The sequence below is a fragment of the Fusobacterium ulcerans ATCC 49185 genome, from assembly GCF_900683735.1.
GTDB classification, from domain to species: domain Bacteria; phylum Fusobacteriota; class Fusobacteriia; order Fusobacteriales; family Fusobacteriaceae; genus Fusobacterium_A; species Fusobacterium_A ulcerans_A.
In genome coordinates this window covers 2,584,065-2,599,766 of sequence record NZ_LR215979.1, presented here as the reverse complement: position 1 = coordinate 2,599,766, position 15,702 = coordinate 2,584,065, and the positions used below count along the sequence as shown (strand labels likewise).

The 15,702-nt window shown below is 31.5% G+C and carries 15 protein-coding genes; 7 read left to right on the top strand and 8 right to left on the bottom strand.

Annotation, left to right across the window (positions count from 1 at the left end; translation table 11 throughout):
* Positions 1-106: 106 nt before the first annotated feature.
* Positions 107-1,015, top strand: coding sequence for a LysR family transcriptional regulator (locus E0E45_RS11555; RefSeq protein WP_130891313.1), 909 nt, complete (start codon positions 107-109; stop codon positions 1,013-1,015).
* On the opposite strand, the gene E0E45_RS11550 is transcribed toward E0E45_RS11555, so the two are convergent.
* Positions 1,008-2,099, bottom strand: a complete 1,092-nt coding sequence (locus E0E45_RS11550; protein ID WP_130891312.1) for a CdaR family transcriptional regulator — start codon at positions 2,097-2,099, stop codon at positions 1,008-1,010. The two genes, E0E45_RS11555 and E0E45_RS11550, sit on opposite strands and share 8 nt — an antisense overlap.
* Positions 2,100-2,299: 200 nt before the next feature.
* Here E0E45_RS11550 and E0E45_RS11545 point away from each other — a divergent pair, with 200 nt between their 5' ends.
* From E0E45_RS11545 to E0E45_RS11520, 6 genes are all read left to right on the top strand, one after another.
* Positions 2,300-3,697 (top strand): GntP family permease, encoded by a 1,398-nt coding sequence (locus E0E45_RS11545; protein ID WP_096401773.1) that lies wholly within the window; start codon positions 2,300-2,302, stop codon positions 3,695-3,697.
* Positions 3,698-3,841: 144 nt separating this feature from the next.
* Complete coding sequence (gene garR / locus E0E45_RS11540) at positions 3,842-4,732, top strand: 2-hydroxy-3-oxopropionate reductase (RefSeq protein WP_130891311.1); 891 nt, start codon at positions 3,842-3,844, stop codon at positions 4,730-4,732.
* A gap of 19 nt (positions 4,733-4,751) precedes the next feature.
* Positions 4,752-6,080, top strand: coding sequence for an enolase C-terminal domain-like protein (locus E0E45_RS11535; RefSeq protein WP_130891310.1), 1,329 nt, complete (start codon positions 4,752-4,754; stop codon positions 6,078-6,080).
* 13 nt (positions 6,081-6,093) lie between these two features.
* Positions 6,094-6,993 (top strand): dihydrodipicolinate synthase family protein, encoded by a 900-nt coding sequence (locus E0E45_RS11530; protein WP_130891309.1) that lies wholly within the window; start codon positions 6,094-6,096, stop codon positions 6,991-6,993.
* A gap of 3 nt (positions 6,994-6,996) precedes the next feature.
* Positions 6,997-8,145, top strand: a complete 1,149-nt coding sequence (locus E0E45_RS11525; RefSeq protein ID WP_130891308.1) for a glycerate kinase — start codon at positions 6,997-6,999, stop codon at positions 8,143-8,145.
* Positions 8,146-8,226: 81 nt separating this feature from the next.
* Positions 8,227-9,081: an aldo/keto reductase gene (locus E0E45_RS11520; RefSeq protein ID WP_130891307.1), complete on the top strand. Its 855-nt coding sequence runs from the start codon at positions 8,227-8,229 to the stop codon at positions 9,079-9,081.
* 84 nt (positions 9,082-9,165) lie between these two features.
* Here E0E45_RS11520 and E0E45_RS11515 read toward each other — a convergent pair whose 3' ends face one another.
* From E0E45_RS11515 to pstC, 7 genes are all read right to left on the bottom strand, one after another.
* A complete protein-coding gene (locus E0E45_RS11515) occupies positions 9,166-9,918 on the bottom strand; it encodes a basic amino acid ABC transporter substrate-binding protein (RefSeq protein WP_130891306.1) in 753 nt (250 codons plus the stop codon).
* Positions 9,919-9,929: 11 nt separating this feature from the next.
* Positions 9,930-10,679, bottom strand: coding sequence for a transporter substrate-binding domain-containing protein (locus E0E45_RS11510; RefSeq protein WP_130891305.1), 750 nt, complete (start codon positions 10,677-10,679; stop codon positions 9,930-9,932).
* Positions 10,680-10,719: 40 nt separating this feature from the next.
* The gene (locus tag E0E45_RS11505; protein WP_130891304.1) at positions 10,720-11,898 is read right to left on the bottom strand and encodes a M20 family metallopeptidase; all 1,179 of its coding nucleotides are present in this window, start codon (positions 11,896-11,898) and stop codon (positions 10,720-10,722) included.
* Positions 11,899-12,238: 340 nt separating this feature from the next.
* Complete coding sequence (locus E0E45_RS11500) at positions 12,239-12,931, bottom strand: phosphate signaling complex PhoU family protein (RefSeq protein WP_130891303.1); 693 nt, start codon at positions 12,929-12,931, stop codon at positions 12,239-12,241.
* 60 nt (positions 12,932-12,991) lie between these two features.
* Positions 12,992-13,756, bottom strand: a complete 765-nt coding sequence (pstB, locus tag E0E45_RS11495; protein ID WP_130891302.1) for a phosphate ABC transporter ATP-binding protein PstB — start codon at positions 13,754-13,756, stop codon at positions 12,992-12,994.
* Between the two features lie 38 nt (positions 13,757-13,794).
* A complete protein-coding gene (gene pstA, locus E0E45_RS11490; protein WP_130891301.1) occupies positions 13,795-14,637 on the bottom strand; it encodes a phosphate ABC transporter permease PstA in 843 nt (280 codons plus the stop codon).
* A 17-nt stretch (positions 14,638-14,654) separates the two neighbouring features.
* Positions 14,655-15,530: a phosphate ABC transporter permease subunit PstC gene (gene pstC, locus E0E45_RS11485; RefSeq protein WP_130891300.1), complete on the bottom strand. Its 876-nt coding sequence runs from the start codon at positions 15,528-15,530 to the stop codon at positions 14,655-14,657.
* Positions 15,531-15,702: the final 172 nt, after the last annotated feature.

The following is a 15,702-nucleotide window of genomic DNA, read 5'->3' as shown; positions in this document are numbered from 1 at the left end:
TTATTACTTGTATTCTTATTGATTTTAGTGTATAAAATAATTACAAATAAGTCAAATTCATTATAATTAGATTTCTCTTAATTTTTTTAAGAGTAGTGGAGGAAAGATGGAACTAAAACAATTGGAATATATAGTAAAAATAGCTGAGGAACGAAATATAACAAAGGCAGCGGAGAAAATGTATATTACTCAATCAGCATTAAATCAGCAGCTTTTAAAGTTAGAAAAAGAGATTGGGAGTCAGTTGTTTTATCGCTCTCGAACTAATTGGAAACTTACTGAAATAGGAGAAATATATATTCAAAATGCTGAAAAGATATTAAATATAAAAAAAGAAACTTACAATCAAATAAATGATTTATTGGAAAAACATAAAGGAAATTTGAGAATAGGACTTACTCCTGAAAGAGGAATATCAATGTTTGCTTCTGTATATCCTAGATTTTACGAGATGTTCCCAAATATATCTGTAGAACCTGTAGAGATGAATGTAAAAATGCAGGAGAAAATGATAGAGAATGGGCAGTTGGATATTGGATTTATGACTTTGTCAGAAGAACAAAGGACAGGAAATAATACATACATTCCTATCCTTGAAGAAAATATAATAATGGCTGTTCCATCTATTCATCCATTGGCTAAATCGATTAGAGGAAAAAATATTCAGAGAATAGATCTAAAATTATTTAAAAACGATACTTTTGTTTTGCTGTCTAAAAATACAACAATGAGAGAAATAATAGACCCACTTTTTGAAAAGGCTGGATTTGTTCCAAATATATTATTTGAAACAAAGAGCAGCAGGACTCTGTATCAAATGGCTTCAAGTCATTTAGCATGTACATTTATTTCTGAAACATATGCAGAAATAAATGACAGGATAGTTTATTTCTCTCTTCCAGAATCTCCTTCATGGGAGCTATGTACTGTTTACAGAAAGGGAGCATATCTAAGTAAGGCAGCAAAAAACTTTATAAAACTAGCAGAAGACTATTGGAAAAATAAAATTAAATAGTTCTTTGAAGTTTAAAGGCCAAACTTAAAACAATAAAATCTCTAAGCTGTCTTGGATCATATCCACTTAACTGCTTTATTTTATTCAATTTATATTGAAGAGTATTTTTATGCATAAAAAGATCTTCAGAAGTGTGAAGTATGCTTCCATTATTTTCTTCATAAGAATTCATTAGAATAGAAAATTCATCTATCTCTTTTGGAGTGAAATTTTTTAGAATCTTACTTGTAAAATTATCAATATCTGACTTTTTTAAATTTAAAAATATGAATTCAAGGTCCATTTTTTCATATTCAGATACTGGTTTTTTTAAAGAAAATTTTATCATAAAATTTAAAATTTCTTTTGCAGCTTTATATGAATCTTTTAAAGCATTGTATTCAAGAGCTTTTGTTCCTATTCCAAATCTAAAATCCAGCTTTGTTTTTTCCAAAAGTTTTTCTTGAAGCTGGAATATTGTTTTAGATATATCTTCATCTTTATGAAAATGATATAAAATGATAATTTCATTTCTTGATATAGTATAAACATTGTTTTTGTTGTATGAAAGAGAATTTTTTAAAATATCATATATTTTATCATTCATTAAGAAACTATTATTTTTATTAAGTTTTCCAACTATTACAACATATGGAAATGTAAAATCTGCTGTAGGAAAAAAATCATAGTCATACCCTAAAACAATACGCTCAATAAAAGTTCTATTAATTTCCTTTGTTCTTATATCTGAATCTTTTATCCAAGCTTCTTTTATAAGAATTTCTGTCATCATTCTTATAATTTCACCATATTTTTCAACCTCATTTTTATCTCCAGTTATCCCAATAACTCCTATGATAGCATTGTTAAAATAAATAGGCATATTTATTCCTTTTCTGCTTCCTTGAAATTCATCATCACTGCTGATAATAATAGGAGCTTTTTCTTTTATACATTTTAGAGCAGCAGCATGAAAAGTACCAGTTCTGTTTGGGTCTGTACTAGCAATAATAATACCGCTCTTGTCTATATAATTCAAATCCTGATGTATTATTTCTTTCATTTTATTTAAAATATTAGTTGCCAGACTTACTGATATATTCATTTCTCTTCTCCTTTCATAAATCATATTTTATATTCAATTATATCATTAAAAGAGAATAATTAGAAATTATTTTTATTACAAAGAACAAAAAATAATGAAAAAAATATTAAAATAATGTTTTCTGTAACATAGAATATTAAAAAAAGAAATGGTATCATTATATCAATCAAAAATAAAACAAACTGTAAGGAGGAAGGTTGATGGAAGCAGTAAGCAGTACACAAATGCTTGTTGGACTAGCAATAGGAATAGGTATATTGATAGCACTATCACTAAAAACAAAAGTACATACATTTATAGCACTAATAATAGCAACTATTGTAACAGGATTAATTGGAGGAATGGAAGTTACAGTAGTTATGAAAAGTATAACTACAGGTTTTGGAAATACATTGGGAAGTACAGGAATAATTATTGGACTTGGGGTTATGATGGGAATTATCCTTGAAAAATCAGGAGCAGCAGAGCAGATGGCATTTACTGTAATCAAGATGATTGGAAAAAATAAAGAGGAGTGGGCATTAGGTCTTACAGGTTATATAGTATCTATACCAGTATTCTCAGATTCAGCTTTAGTTATTTTAACTCCAATAGCAAAAGCATTATCAAAACTTAGTGGAAAATCAGTGGTTGGATTAGGATTGGCACTTGCAACTGGATTACAACTGACACATGTATTTGTTCCACCTACACCAGGACCTCTAACAGTAGCAGGTATTTTAGGAATAGATGTTGGAGTCATGATAATGGCAGGAATACTTTGTACAATTCCAGTATATGTAGTTTCTATGCTTTACTGTAAATGGTTGGGAACTAAGATATATCAAGTACCATCAGATGATCCAGCTTGTGGGGAAAATGAATTTACAAGAATGGATTTTAAGAAAGAATATTTAAAATCGATAGAAAATATTGAAGAACTTCATAAAGCTAAAAATCTACCATCAGTAGGATTATCTTTTGCACCAGTTGTAGTTCCATTAATACTGATTTTTATAAATACAATAACTAAATTTGCAGGATTAAAAGGAAGTTATATGACAGCAGTTGAATTATTTGGAAGTCCAATAACTGCTTTAATAATAGGAACATTAATTTCTATTTATGGTCTTGGAGCTAAAATGTCTAAAAAAGAAGTCCATGATGCTATGGCAGAAGCTATTCAATCTACAGGAATGATAATGCTTATAACTGGAGCTGGAGGATCTTTAGGATTTGTAGTAAGAGAATCAGGAATAGGAAATGCATTAGGAAATGCAGTAATATACATAGGTATACCTGGGCTACTGATTCCATTTATAATTGCAGCTTTGATGAGAATAGCGTTAGGGTCAGCAACAGTAGCACTAACTACAGCAGCCACTTTAACAGCTCCATTGTTAGCACAATTGGGAATCAGTCCTGTACTTGCAGCAATGTCTACATGTGCTGGAGGAGTAGCATTTAGTTATTTTAATGACAGTGGATTCTGGGTATTCAATGGGTTGTATGGTTTGGAAGATATTAAAGATCAATTCTGGGCTAAAACGATGATTTCATTTGTTGGATCAGGAGCAGCATTGGCAGTAGTTCTTATAGCAAGTATATTTATAAAATAATAAGCAGACAGATGTTTTGTATAACAATTAATAAGCTGGAAATTTAGCATACATAACATTGTTTAACAGTGGAAATAATTCTAAAATATATTATAGAGAATATAAAAAAGAATAACATTAAAAATATAAAAATGGAGGTAAAAAATGAAAGTAGGATTTATTGGATTAGGTATCATGGGAAGACCAATGTGTAAAAATGTATTAAAAGCAGGTTATGAAGTAGTAGCATTTGATATGAATAAAGCAGCTCTGGATGATGTGGCAGCAGCAGGAGCAAAAGCAGCTGGGTCAGCTAAAGAGGTTGGAGCAAACTGCGATGTATTGATAACAATGCTTCCAAATTCTCCTCATGTAAAAGCAGTTCTTTTTGATGAAAATGGAGCAGCTGAAGGGTTAAAAGCAGGAACTACTGTTATAGATATGAGTTCTATCAATCCAGTAGAAAGCCAAAGTATAGCAGCAAAATTAGCTGAAACAGGAGTGGAACTTTTAGATGCACCAGTTTCAGGTGGAGAACCAAAAGCAATAGATGGAACTATATCTGTTATGGTTGGAGGAAAGGAAGAAATATTCAACAAATACTATGATCTTATGAAAACTATGTCTGGATCAGTAGTAAGAGTAGGAGATGTAGGAGCAGGAAATACTACAAAATTAGCAAATCAGATGATAGTTGCTCTTAATATTGCAGCATTAAGTGAAGCTTTTGTTCTTTGTGAAAAGGCAGGAGTAGACCCTCAATTAGTATTTGATGCAATAAAAGGAGGACTTGCAGGAAGTACTGTAATGAATGCAAAAGCTCCTATGATGATATCAAGAAACTTTGAACCAGGATTCAGAATTGAATTACATATAAAAGATCTTCAAAATGCACTGGATACTTCTCATTCAATAAATGCTTCTTTACCTTTGACAGCTCAAGTAATGGAAATGATGCAGGCTTTAAAAATAGATGGAAGAGAGAAAAAAGATCACTCAGCTATTTTAAATTACTATGAAAAAATAAACAATGTAACAGTTGGAGAAAAAAAATAATAAAAGGGAGAGAATACATATGATACCTAAAATTGTAGAAATGAATGTAATTCCAGTAGCTGGATATGACAGCATGCTGCTTAATCTAAGTGGAGCTCATGGACCTTATTTCACAAGAAATATAGTTATTTTAAAAGCAGATAATGGAGCTATCGGAGTGGGAGAAGTTCCAGGTGGGGAAAAAATAAGAAAAACTTTGGAAGATGCTAAAGAATTAGTGGTAGGAAAAAGTATTGGAGAATATAAAAATATAGTTAAAAATATTTATGATACATTTAAAGATAGAGATGCTTCTGGAAGAGGAAATCAAACATTTGATCTTAGGACTACAGTTCATGTAATGACAGCAGTTGAAGCTCCTCTATTGGATCTTTTAGGAAAATTTTTAAATGTACCAGTAGCAGCATTATTGGGAGAAGGGCAACAAAGAGAAAAAATAAAAGTACTAGGGTATCTATTCTACATAGGAGATAAAGATAAAACTGATCTTCCTTATTTAGATAATGATGATAATTCAGATGATTGGGGAAAAGTTAGAAGAAAAGAAGCAATGACACCTGAAGCTGTTGTTGAGTTAGCAAAAGCAGCTCATAAGAGATATGGATTTGAAGACTTTAAATTAAAAGGAGGAGTGCTGAAGGGAGCAGAGGAAATTAAAGCTATAAAAGCTCTTCATGAAGCATTCCCAGAAGCAAGAATAACACTTGATCCAAATGGAGCTTGGTCTCTAAAGGAAGCAATATCTTTATGTAAAGATATGCATGGAATACTTGCTTATGCTGAAGATCCATGTGGTGCAGAAAATGGATTCTCTGGAAGGGAAGTTATGGCTGAATTCAGAAAGGCAACAGGTCTTCCTACAGCAACAAATATGATAGCTACTGACTGGAGACAAATGCAGCATTCAATAGCTCTGAATAGTGTTTCCATTCCTCTTGCAGATCCTCATTTCTGGACTATGGAAGGATCAGTAAGAGTTGCACAAATGTGTAATGAATTTGGATTGACTTGGGGTTCTCACTCAAACAATCACTTTGACATCTCTCTAGCAATGTTCAGCCATGTTGCAGCAGCAGCTCCAGGAAATATTACAGCTATAGATACTCACTGGATATGGCAGGATGGACAGGACTTAACTAAAAATGCCCATAAAATAGTTGGTGGAGAAATAACAGTCCCTAAAGATGTTCCAGGTCTTGGAATTGAAATAGATATGGATAAAATAATGGCGGCCCATAAATTATATGTAGAGAAAAATTTAGGAGCAAGAGATGATTCTGTGGCTATGCAGTATTTAATAAAAGACTGGAAATTTGATAATAAAAGACCTTGTTTAGATAGGGATTAGGGGGAAATACAATATGGATTTAAATTTATTAAAAGGGATATATGTTCCAATTCTTACTCCAATGGATGAGAATGAGAATGTAGATATAGAAAAATTAAGGAAGCAGGTAAATTTTGTAATAGATGGAGGAGTCAGCGGAATATTGGCTCATGGAAGTAATAGTGAGTTCTATATGTTTGATGATGAAGACTATGAACTCATAGTAAAAACTATAATTGAAGAAGTAAAAGGAAGAGTTCCTGTAATAATGGGAATAGGAGCTATAAGAACATCTAAATGTGTAAAATTGGCTCAACTGGGAAAAAGAATAGGTGTAGATGGAGTTGCTCTTTTACAGCCTATGTTTTTAAAACCTACAGAAGAAGAACTTTATCTTCATTATAAAACAGTTGCAGAATCTATTGAAGAACTTCCACTTTTGATATATAATAATCCTAGAATAGGATATACATTATCTGCTGATTTAGTAGAAAAACTGGCAAGAAATGTAAAAAATATTGTTGGAATTAAAGATTCTAGCGGAGACATTAATCAATTACTTGAGTTTATAAGAAGAACAAGAGATATAGAATTTAAAATATTTGGAGGAAAAGATACTTTATTATTTTCTTCACTTACAGTAGGAGCAGTTGGAGGAGTATGTACTGCAGCTAATATATTCCCAGAGCTTGTTACATCTATATATAATAAATATAAAGAAGGAGATCTTAAAGAATCATTGGAACTTCAGTTTAAACTTAATCCTGTCAGACTATCTATGGATAAAGCAAGTTTCCCTGTAGCTACAAAAGATATGGCAAATATCAATAAAATGAATGTAGGGGAACCTATAAAACCAAGTCTTCCATCTAATAAAACTGTTGTGGATTTTATGGCAGAAAAGATGGCAGAAGCTGGTCAAATAAAGAGGTAACTTATGAAAGAGATAAAAGTCATTATAGCAGTTGATTCTTTTAAGGGAAGTGCATCTTCAAGAGAAGTTGCAGAAAGTATTGAAAAGGGTATAAAGAAATTAGGCAGAAATAATATTATTATAAAAAAAGTTTCAATTGCTGATGGTGGAGAAGGAACAGTAGAAGCCATCATTGAAGCTGTCAATGGAGAATACAAATTTTTAGAAGTACCTGGACCTTTGGGAGATAAAGTTAAAGCAAGGTTTGGAGTGATACGAGGAAATACTGCTGTTCTTGAAATGGCTGAATCTTCTGGATTGAATCTGGTAAAACATGAAAATCTAAATCCATATAAAGCAAATACATATGGAGTAGGAGAGATGCTTAAGGCTATATTAGATATGGGAATAAGAGATATCTATATAGGATTAGGAGGAAGTGCAACTAATGATGGTGGAGCAGGAATGCTTGCTTCATTAGGAGTAAAATTCTATAATATAAAAGGGGAAAGAATAGGCTATACACCAGAAGAATTAAAGAACATAGCTAAAGTAGATATTTCATCCTTAGACCCAAGAATATCAGAGGCAAATATAACAGTTCTGTCAGATGTCTGCAATAGTCTTTGTGGAATAAATGGAGCATCATATATATATGGACCTCAAAAAGGAGCAACATCTGAAGATGTAAAAATTCTTGATAAAATTCTTGAAAATTATGGAAATATTATTGATAATGCTGTTGGAAAAAATTTTTCTGAAGAGCCAGGAAGTGGTGCTGCTGGTGGACTTGGATATGCACTATTAAGTATATGTGGAGCAGAGTTCAAAGAAGGTATTGTTAAAATAATGGAACTTATAGAACTTGAAAATTTAATAAAAGATGCAGATCTTGTAATAACTGGTGAAGGAAGAATCGATAACCAATCTGTCAATGGAAAAGCACCAGTAGGGATTGCTAAGACTGCTAAAAAATATAATATTCCTGTTATAGCAGTAGTTGGAAGTTCTGCTAGAAATCTAGATGATATTTATGCTAATGGAATAGATTTAGTAATGGATATAATCAATGAACCTATGAATCTTGAAAGAGCTATTCGTGATGTAAAAGAGTTATTGGAATTTGCAGGAGAAAAGGCTATGAGAGCATTTTTCTTGAGAGGAGATCATTAAATAAAATAAGAGTGACTAAAGAGTATTTTACTTATAAGTCACTCTCTTTTTATTATTTTAAAATAATTTAGGAGGAACTATATGAGAAAAAAGATATTGCTGCCAGATGGAACAGTAATAGGAAATATGGGAATAGGAACTTGGTATATGGGAGATTTACTATCTACTCGAAATGAAGAAATAGAATGTATAAGATATGCACTTGATAATGGGATAAATCTGATAGATACAGCAGAAATGTATGGAAATGGAAATAGTGAATCTTTAATAGGAGAAGCCATAAGAGGATATGAAAGAGAATCTTTGTTTATAGTATCAAAAGTTCTTCCAAGCAATGCAGGGAGAAACAGAATATTTAAGTCATGTGAGAATACTCTTAAAAGACTGGGAACTAACTATTTAGATATGTATCTTCTTCATTGGAGAGGAATTGTACCTTTAGATGAAACTATTGAGTGTATGGAAGAATTGAAAGCTTCTGGAAAGATTAAGCGTTGGGGAGTATCAAATATGGATATAGATGATATGTTTGAAATAACTCATGCAGCAAAAGGAGATCAATGCCAGGTGAATCAGGTATTGTACCACTTAGGTTCTCGAGGAATAGAATATTCTTTAAAGCCTTTTACCGATTCAAGGAATATTCCAACAATGGCATATTGTCCTCTGGCGCAGGGAGGAAGACTAAAAGATAAACTTTTAAGATCAAAATCTGTTGCAAAAATAAGTGAGAAATATGGAATATCTCCTATTCAGGTGCTTCTTTGCTTCACGTTAAGTCAGGAAAATATGATATCAATACCTAAAACGTCAAAGTTAAAACATATGAAAGAAAATATTCAATGTCTGGATATAATGTTAGATGAAGAGGATATAAAACTTTTAAACGCTGAATTTCCTGCTCCTAACAGAAAAACTCCATTGGATATAGAATAAATAAAAAACCCCTCAGTTAGGGCTGAGGGATTTTTTATATGATAGCAAAAATTAGAATAGGCGTATCAGTAATTATATTATAACCTATTTTGTCAAATTTTGCGCTTTAAAATCTTCAAATCTTTCAGGAAAATATTTTTCTACAAGATCAGAATACTCCTTAGTAGTCTTTAATTCAACTATAGCATCACTAAATTTTTCTGCAAGTTCTTTATCAGATTTTCTAAAAGCGATAGAAGCACCTGGCTTAGGATCAATAATAGAATCTATTTTTTTAATTCTATCCATAGTGTTAAGATATTCTTTTCCAGAATTGTCTGCAATAATTACACAGTCAACCTTTCCATTTTGAAGATCCATTAAAGCATTAGTGAAAGTATTATATAGTTTAGGAACACTTCCATTATTTATAGCAAATTGCTCCTGCATACTTCCCATTTGAACTCCAGCAGTCTTTCCTTGTAAATCTTCTTTTGTTTTAAAAGTACTGTTTTCATTAACTATAACATAGTGTTCAGAAGTAAAGAAAATATATGGTATAGAGAAAGACACAGCTTTTTGTCTTTCAGGAGTCTGAGACATCCCAGCAATAACAGCATCTATTTTTTTCATTTGAAGAGCAGGAAGCAGTCCATCAAAAGACATATTTACCCATTCTATTTCATAACCTAATTTTTTTCCAAGTTCATCCATTACCCCAATATCAAATCCAACCATTTTACCATCTTCAAGATATTCATAAGGTTTGAACTCAGCGTTAGTTCCAACATAAAGTTTTTTAGCTGCAAAAGAAAGTGTTGATAAAAGTAGTGTAAATATAAGTACAAGTTTTTTCATTTATTATCCCCCTATTTTTTAAATGCTTCTTTAAATTCTTCAGCTCTTTCAGGAAAGTATTTTTCCAATAATTGAAGATAAGTCCCATCATCTCTTAACTTTAAAATAGCTTCATTTACAGCTTTTACAAGGTCAGTTTCTCCTTTTCTAAATGCTATAGAAGCACCAGGCTGACTGTCTACAACAATGTCAACTTTTTTTAGACCTTTCATATTTTCAAGATAAGCATTTCCAGATACATCTGCAATGATAACAGCAGAGATTTTATCTTGTTGAAGATCCATCAAAGCTCCAGTCCATGCATTATATATTTGAGGTATTCCACCTAATGCAATAGTAAATTCTTCCTGAATAGTTCCAATCTGAACTCCGACTTTTTTATCTTTTAGCTCCTCTTTTTTTACAATAGTACTGTTTTCATTAACTATAACATAATGCTCAGATTTTGTGAACATATATGGCATTGAGAAATCAACAGCTTTTTGTCTTTCAGGAGTTTGAGACATCCCAGCGATAACAGCATCTACTTTTTTCATTTGAAGGGCAGGAAGCAGTCCGTCAAAGCCCATGTTTACCCAATGAACTTCATATCCAATCTCTTTTCCAATGGCATCCATAAAATCAATATCAAATCCAGTTATTTTATCTCCTTCAAGATATTCATAAGGCTTAAATTCAGCATTAGTTCCAACATAAAGTTTTTTACCTGCAAAAGAAAGTGTTGATATAATCATCATAAATAATATAATAAGTTTTTTCATAAATTTTCCTCCCAAGGTTTTATAGTTTAAATGTTATTCTCTACATTTTTTTAACATTTTTGTTAAATTCATCTTTTATTTCTTTTAATAATTCAGCATTAGTGAAAATGTCCATAGCTGTAAGAGCCATTGATACAGCAGATTCTTTCATTCCCTTATAAGCTTCAGGAGCTATAGATGCACTTGCAAATTCTACACTGTGACCTGTTAGATGTGCTGTTGTAAGTGGGAAATATGGATGTATAGCTGGACAGCAGTGGCTTACATCTCCCATATCTGTAGAACCTCCTGATTCTTTGCTTCTGATATCAGTAACACCTAAAGATTTTAGATTTTTTTCATAAGCTGCTGAAAGTTTTTCATTAGTAACAAGATCAGCAAAGCTAGTTTCATAGTTTGTTATTTCTAAAGTAGTTCCACTGGCAAGAGCAGCTCCCTTAGCACAATTTTTAACTCTTTCTACAAGCCCTTTTAAATAATCTAATGTTTTAGCTCTTACATAGAAGTTGGCTACTGCTAAGTCAGGTATTATATTAGCTGCTTTTCCTCCATTAGAGATGATTCCATGTATTCTGGCAGTTTCTAAAGTCTGCTGTCTAAGAGCATTGATAGAATTGAAAAGTATTAATACACCATCAAGAGCATTTATACCTTCATGAGGAGCTCCCGCAGCATGAGCAGTTTTACCTTTGAATGTAAACTGGATAGCTTCCATAGCTTGAGAAGTACCGCTTCTGTGATGAGCTTCACCAGTAGGATGAGCAGCCATAGCCACATCAATATCATCAAAAACTCCTAAAGAAGCCATATGAACTTTAGCTCCATTTGTTTCCTCAGCAGGAGTACCAATTACCATTATTTCCCCAGCAACATCTCCCATGATTTCTTTAGTAAGAATACCAGCTGCTACGCTTGTAACACCAAATATATTATGTCCACATCCATGTCCTATTCCAGGAAGAGCATCATATTCAGCAAGAATAGCTACTTTAGGACCAGGTTTTCCAGTACTGTACTTTCCAATAAAAGAAGTAGGAAGTCCTGCAAAGTTTGTTTCAACTGTAAAACCATGTTTTTTTAACATTTCAGTATGAGCTGCACAAGCTTTGAATTCCTGTAATCCTAACTCAGGATTGTTGTATAGATACTCATTTAATTCTTTAAATTCCTCTGCATATTTTGAAAAAAGTTCTGAAAGTTTTACTGTCATGTTTTCCATTTTTCCCTCCATTGATATTTTATATTTATATAATTTTTTGTAAAATAAAAAGTCAGTATAACATTCGAGTGCTACACTGACATTGATTTAAAAATATGATCATGGGTTATATAAAAAATATAAGCCCAAATCTTCAAAAATAATTAAGATATGATCTAAAATTTATTCATCAAAAAGCCATAATGTCGTTTAGCAGACAAAAGAGATAAGGTATTCAATATTTTTATTGTTTTTCCTGTTCCTTATCCTTAGTTTGTTAAATAACATTCTGAACTTCCCCCTTTTTTAATTTCTTATTGTTTTAGGTATATCATATGTAAATATAATTGTCAATAATTTTTTATTTTTTTATTTTCTTTTCTTCTAGAAGTTCCAGCTTTCTGAGGTTTTCTCCTTTTAAAATATATACTAGGTCAACAGCCAGATGCATAACATGATCTGAGAATCTTTCATATTTTTTGTTTAAAAGAACTAAATAAGTTCCTCCTTCAACATTGTCAGGAGATGTTTTCATCAAATCAATAAGAGTTTTCATATTTTTTTCAGCCATTTCATCTATCTCTTCATCTTGTGTAAGAAGTAGATAGAGAGCTTTTTCATCACTGTTTATAAAAGCAGAAATATAAGTTTCATAGATAGCTTTTATTTTTAATACCATAGGGTAAAGAGTTTCTTTCAGGTATTTTGATATCTGAGGAGAAGTTTTTTCAATATCTTTTATTATCTTAAAATTAGCTTTAAGAAGATCTCCCATTCTCTCTAAAAGACGTGCACTGTTAATAAGCATAATAAGCAGTCTTAAATTTCCTGCTGCTGGCTGGAATCTGGCTATTGATATAATAGAGTCCTCTTTCAGTTTTACTTCAAAAGCATTTATAACATCTTCTACAACTACACATTCACCATATAGAGCAGAATCTAATTTTTGGTTATACAGCATCTCAATATTCACATCTAATACTCTATTGAGATTTTTTAAAAGTTCTAAATAATGCTGGTTAAGTCCTTCAAGACTTTCTTGCAGATTTTTCATTTTATTCCTCCTGTTTGGATTTGTGATAAAGAAAATGTAAATTTGAAATCAGAAAATATCTTATCCAAATTTTCCTGTAATATAATCTTCTGTTTTTTTATTATTTGGAGCTGTAAATATTATTTCTGTATTATCAAATTCTTCTAATACTCCCTGATAAAAGAATCCTGTATACTCAGATATTCTGGAAGCCTGCTGCATATTGTGTGTAACAATAATTATGCTGTATTGCTTTTCAAGCTGTCTAATAAGCTCTTCTATTTTAGCTGTTGAAATTGGGTCGAGAGCTGATGTAGGCTCATCCATCAAAAGTATTTCAGGACTTACTGATATAGCCCTGGCTATACATAACCTCTGCTGCTGTCCTCCAGAAAGTCCAAGAGATGACTGATGAAGTTTATCCTTTACCTCGTTCCATAAGGCAACAGACTTTAAAGAACTTTCAACTATTTCTTCAAGTTTATCTTTATCCTTTTCTCCATGAAGTTTAGGAGCATATACAAGATTTTCATATATTGTTTTAGGGAAAGGATTTGGTTTTTGAAAAACCATTCCAATTTTTTTTCTAAGTTCAACTATATCATAGTCTTTATCAAAAATATTTTTTCCATCAAATAGTATTTCACCTTCATATTTTGTTCCAGTGATAAGGTCGTTCATTCTGTTTATTGATCTTAAAAAAGTTGACTTACCACATCCTGATGGTCCTATAAGAGCAGTTACTTTATTTCTTTTGATTTCCATATTTATATTTTTCAGAGCCTGAAAACTGCCATAATAGAAATTGAAATCTTTTACCAGTATTCTGATATCTTCATTACTCATATTATATTTTTCCTCCTAGTTTTATGAATTACATAAAGTTATTTATTATTAAATCTTTGTCTGATTACAGCTCCAATTAAATTAAAGCTGATAGTTATTGCCACAAGAACAAAAAGAGTACCGTTCATATAACTTGCTGGCATATTAGGAACTTGTGTAGATATTACATATAAGTGATAAGGCAGAGCCATTACCTGATCCCAAGGAGTTTCTGGAAGGAATGGAAGATAAAATGCTACTGCAGTAAACATTATAGGAGCTGTTTCACCAGCAGCTCTTGATATACTTAAGATAACTCCAGTAAGAATTCCTGGAAGTGCAGCAGGAAGAACTACTTTAGTGATAGTTTCCCATTTTGTAGCACCAAGGGCTAGAGAGGCTTCTCTCAAATGATTAGGTATAGCCAGTAATGATTCTCTAGTAGAAGTAATAATTACTGGAAGACACATGATTCCCAAGGTAAGAGAACCAGATATAATTGAAACATCAAGTCCTAGAAATATTACGAAAAGAGCCATTCCGAAAAGTCCATATATTATACTAGGTATTCCAGCAAGATTAATAATAGTAAGATTTATTATTCTTGTGAGAAGATTATCTTTTGCGTACTCTACCAGATATATTCCAGTAAATATTCCAAAGGGAACAGATACAACGATAGTACCAATAGTTAAATAGATTGTACCTATAATAGCAGGAAATATTCCACCTTCTCTCATTCCATTTTTAGGCATTTCAGTAAGAAATTCCCATGAAATAGCAGGAAGACCTTTATACACAATGTATCCAATGATTAAGAATACAGGGAGTATAGAAATTATTCCAATAGCTTTTATTACATTTTCAAATATTTTTTCTCCTCTTTTTTTTATTATGAGCATGATTTTCTCCTCTGTTATTAATTCATTTTTCTAGATTTTTGTATAAAATTATCTGCAACACTGTTAGTAATGAAACTTATAAGAAATAAGATGATACCTATTGCAAATAAGGCATAGTAATGTGTACTTCCTTGAACTACTTCTCCCATTTCTGCTGCAATAGTAGCTGTAAGAGTTCTTACTGGAGAAAGTGGAGAAAGTGCAAGTATTGGAGAATTTCCAGTAATCATTAAAACTGTGAGAGTTTCCCCAATTATTCTTCCAAATCCTAACATTATTCCAGCAAATATACCAGGAAAAGCAGCTGGAAGAAGAATATTAAATATAGTTTCAATTTTATTTGCTCCAAGAGCAAGAGATGCTTCTTTATATGATTTATCAAGTGCATTTAATGAATCATCTGCAATACTTACTATAGTGGGAATTGCCATAAATGCCAGCATTATTCCTCCTGTTAGAGCTGTCAGTCCACTGTTTAGATTAAAAAGATTCTTTATAGGTCCAGAAAGAACATATAAGCCTATAAAACCAAGAACAACTGATGGGATTGCTGACATTGTTTCAATGGTAACTTTCAATATACTTCTTGCTTTAGGAGAGGCATATTCTGATATATAAACTGCTGTAGAGATACCTACTGGAATAGAAATCAGTAATGCTACAAGTGTTACCCAGAAAGATCCTGCCAGTAATGGAAGCAATCCATAAAATTCTGAAAGTGATATCCATCTTGTACCAAAGAGAAACTCTGATAAAGGATAATGTTTAAAAAACTTTATTCCGTTTAAAAATATGAAAAGAAAAATAAGGAATATGATTACAATATTTGAAACTCCAATACCAAATAAAGCATGTTTCATACTTGAATCTTTGACCTTTCTTATGGAAAACATAATACCTCCTATATAAATAAAGAATTTACATACATTTATGTATTTAACATTGTTCATTTAAAATAATCTTAAAGCCACTATGTAAAATGGATATTAATCCAATGTAAAAATGGTGTAAAAAAAAATTTACGCTAATTTTACAGTAATTTAATAATTGATTAACAGTAGAGAG

What these genes read in the sequence shown, in the direction of transcription:
- E0E45_RS11555 (WP_130891313.1), top strand. Translation starts at nt 107, where the DNA reads ATGGAACTAAAACAATTGGAATATATAGTAAAAATAGCTGAGGAACGA.
- E0E45_RS11550 (WP_130891312.1), bottom strand. Translation starts at nt 2,099, where the DNA reads ATGAATATATCAGTAAGTCTGGCAACTAATATTTTAAATAAAATGAAA.
- E0E45_RS11545 (WP_096401773.1), top strand. Translation starts at nt 2,300, where the DNA reads ATGGAAGCAGTAAGCAGTACACAAATGCTTGTTGGACTAGCAATAGGA.
- garR (WP_130891311.1), top strand. Translation starts at nt 3,842, where the DNA reads ATGAAAGTAGGATTTATTGGATTAGGTATCATGGGAAGACCAATGTGT.
- E0E45_RS11535 (WP_130891310.1), top strand. Translation starts at nt 4,752, where the DNA reads ATGATACCTAAAATTGTAGAAATGAATGTAATTCCAGTAGCTGGATAT.
- E0E45_RS11530 (WP_130891309.1), top strand. Translation starts at nt 6,094, where the DNA reads ATGGATTTAAATTTATTAAAAGGGATATATGTTCCAATTCTTACTCCA.
- E0E45_RS11525 (WP_130891308.1), top strand. Translation starts at nt 6,997, where the DNA reads ATGAAAGAGATAAAAGTCATTATAGCAGTTGATTCTTTTAAGGGAAGT.
- E0E45_RS11520 (WP_130891307.1), top strand. Translation starts at nt 8,227, where the DNA reads ATGAGAAAAAAGATATTGCTGCCAGATGGAACAGTAATAGGAAATATG.
- E0E45_RS11515 (WP_130891306.1), bottom strand. Translation starts at nt 9,918, where the DNA reads ATGAAAAAACTTGTACTTATATTTACACTACTTTTATCAACACTTTCT.
- E0E45_RS11510 (WP_130891305.1), bottom strand. Translation starts at nt 10,679, where the DNA reads ATGAAAAAACTTATTATATTATTTATGATGATTATATCAACACTTTCT.
- E0E45_RS11505 (WP_130891304.1), bottom strand. Translation starts at nt 11,898, where the DNA reads ATGGAAAACATGACAGTAAAACTTTCAGAACTTTTTTCAAAATATGCA.
- E0E45_RS11500 (WP_130891303.1), bottom strand. Translation starts at nt 12,931, where the DNA reads ATGAAAAATCTGCAAGAAAGTCTTGAAGGACTTAACCAGCATTATTTA.
- pstB (WP_130891302.1), bottom strand. Translation starts at nt 13,756, where the DNA reads ATGAGTAATGAAGATATCAGAATACTGGTAAAAGATTTCAATTTCTAT.
- pstA (WP_130891301.1), bottom strand. Translation starts at nt 14,637, where the DNA reads ATGCTCATAATAAAAAAAAGAGGAGAAAAAATATTTGAAAATGTAATA.
- pstC (WP_130891300.1), bottom strand. Translation starts at nt 15,530, where the DNA reads ATGTTTTCCATAAGAAAGGTCAAAGATTCAAGTATGAAACATGCTTTA.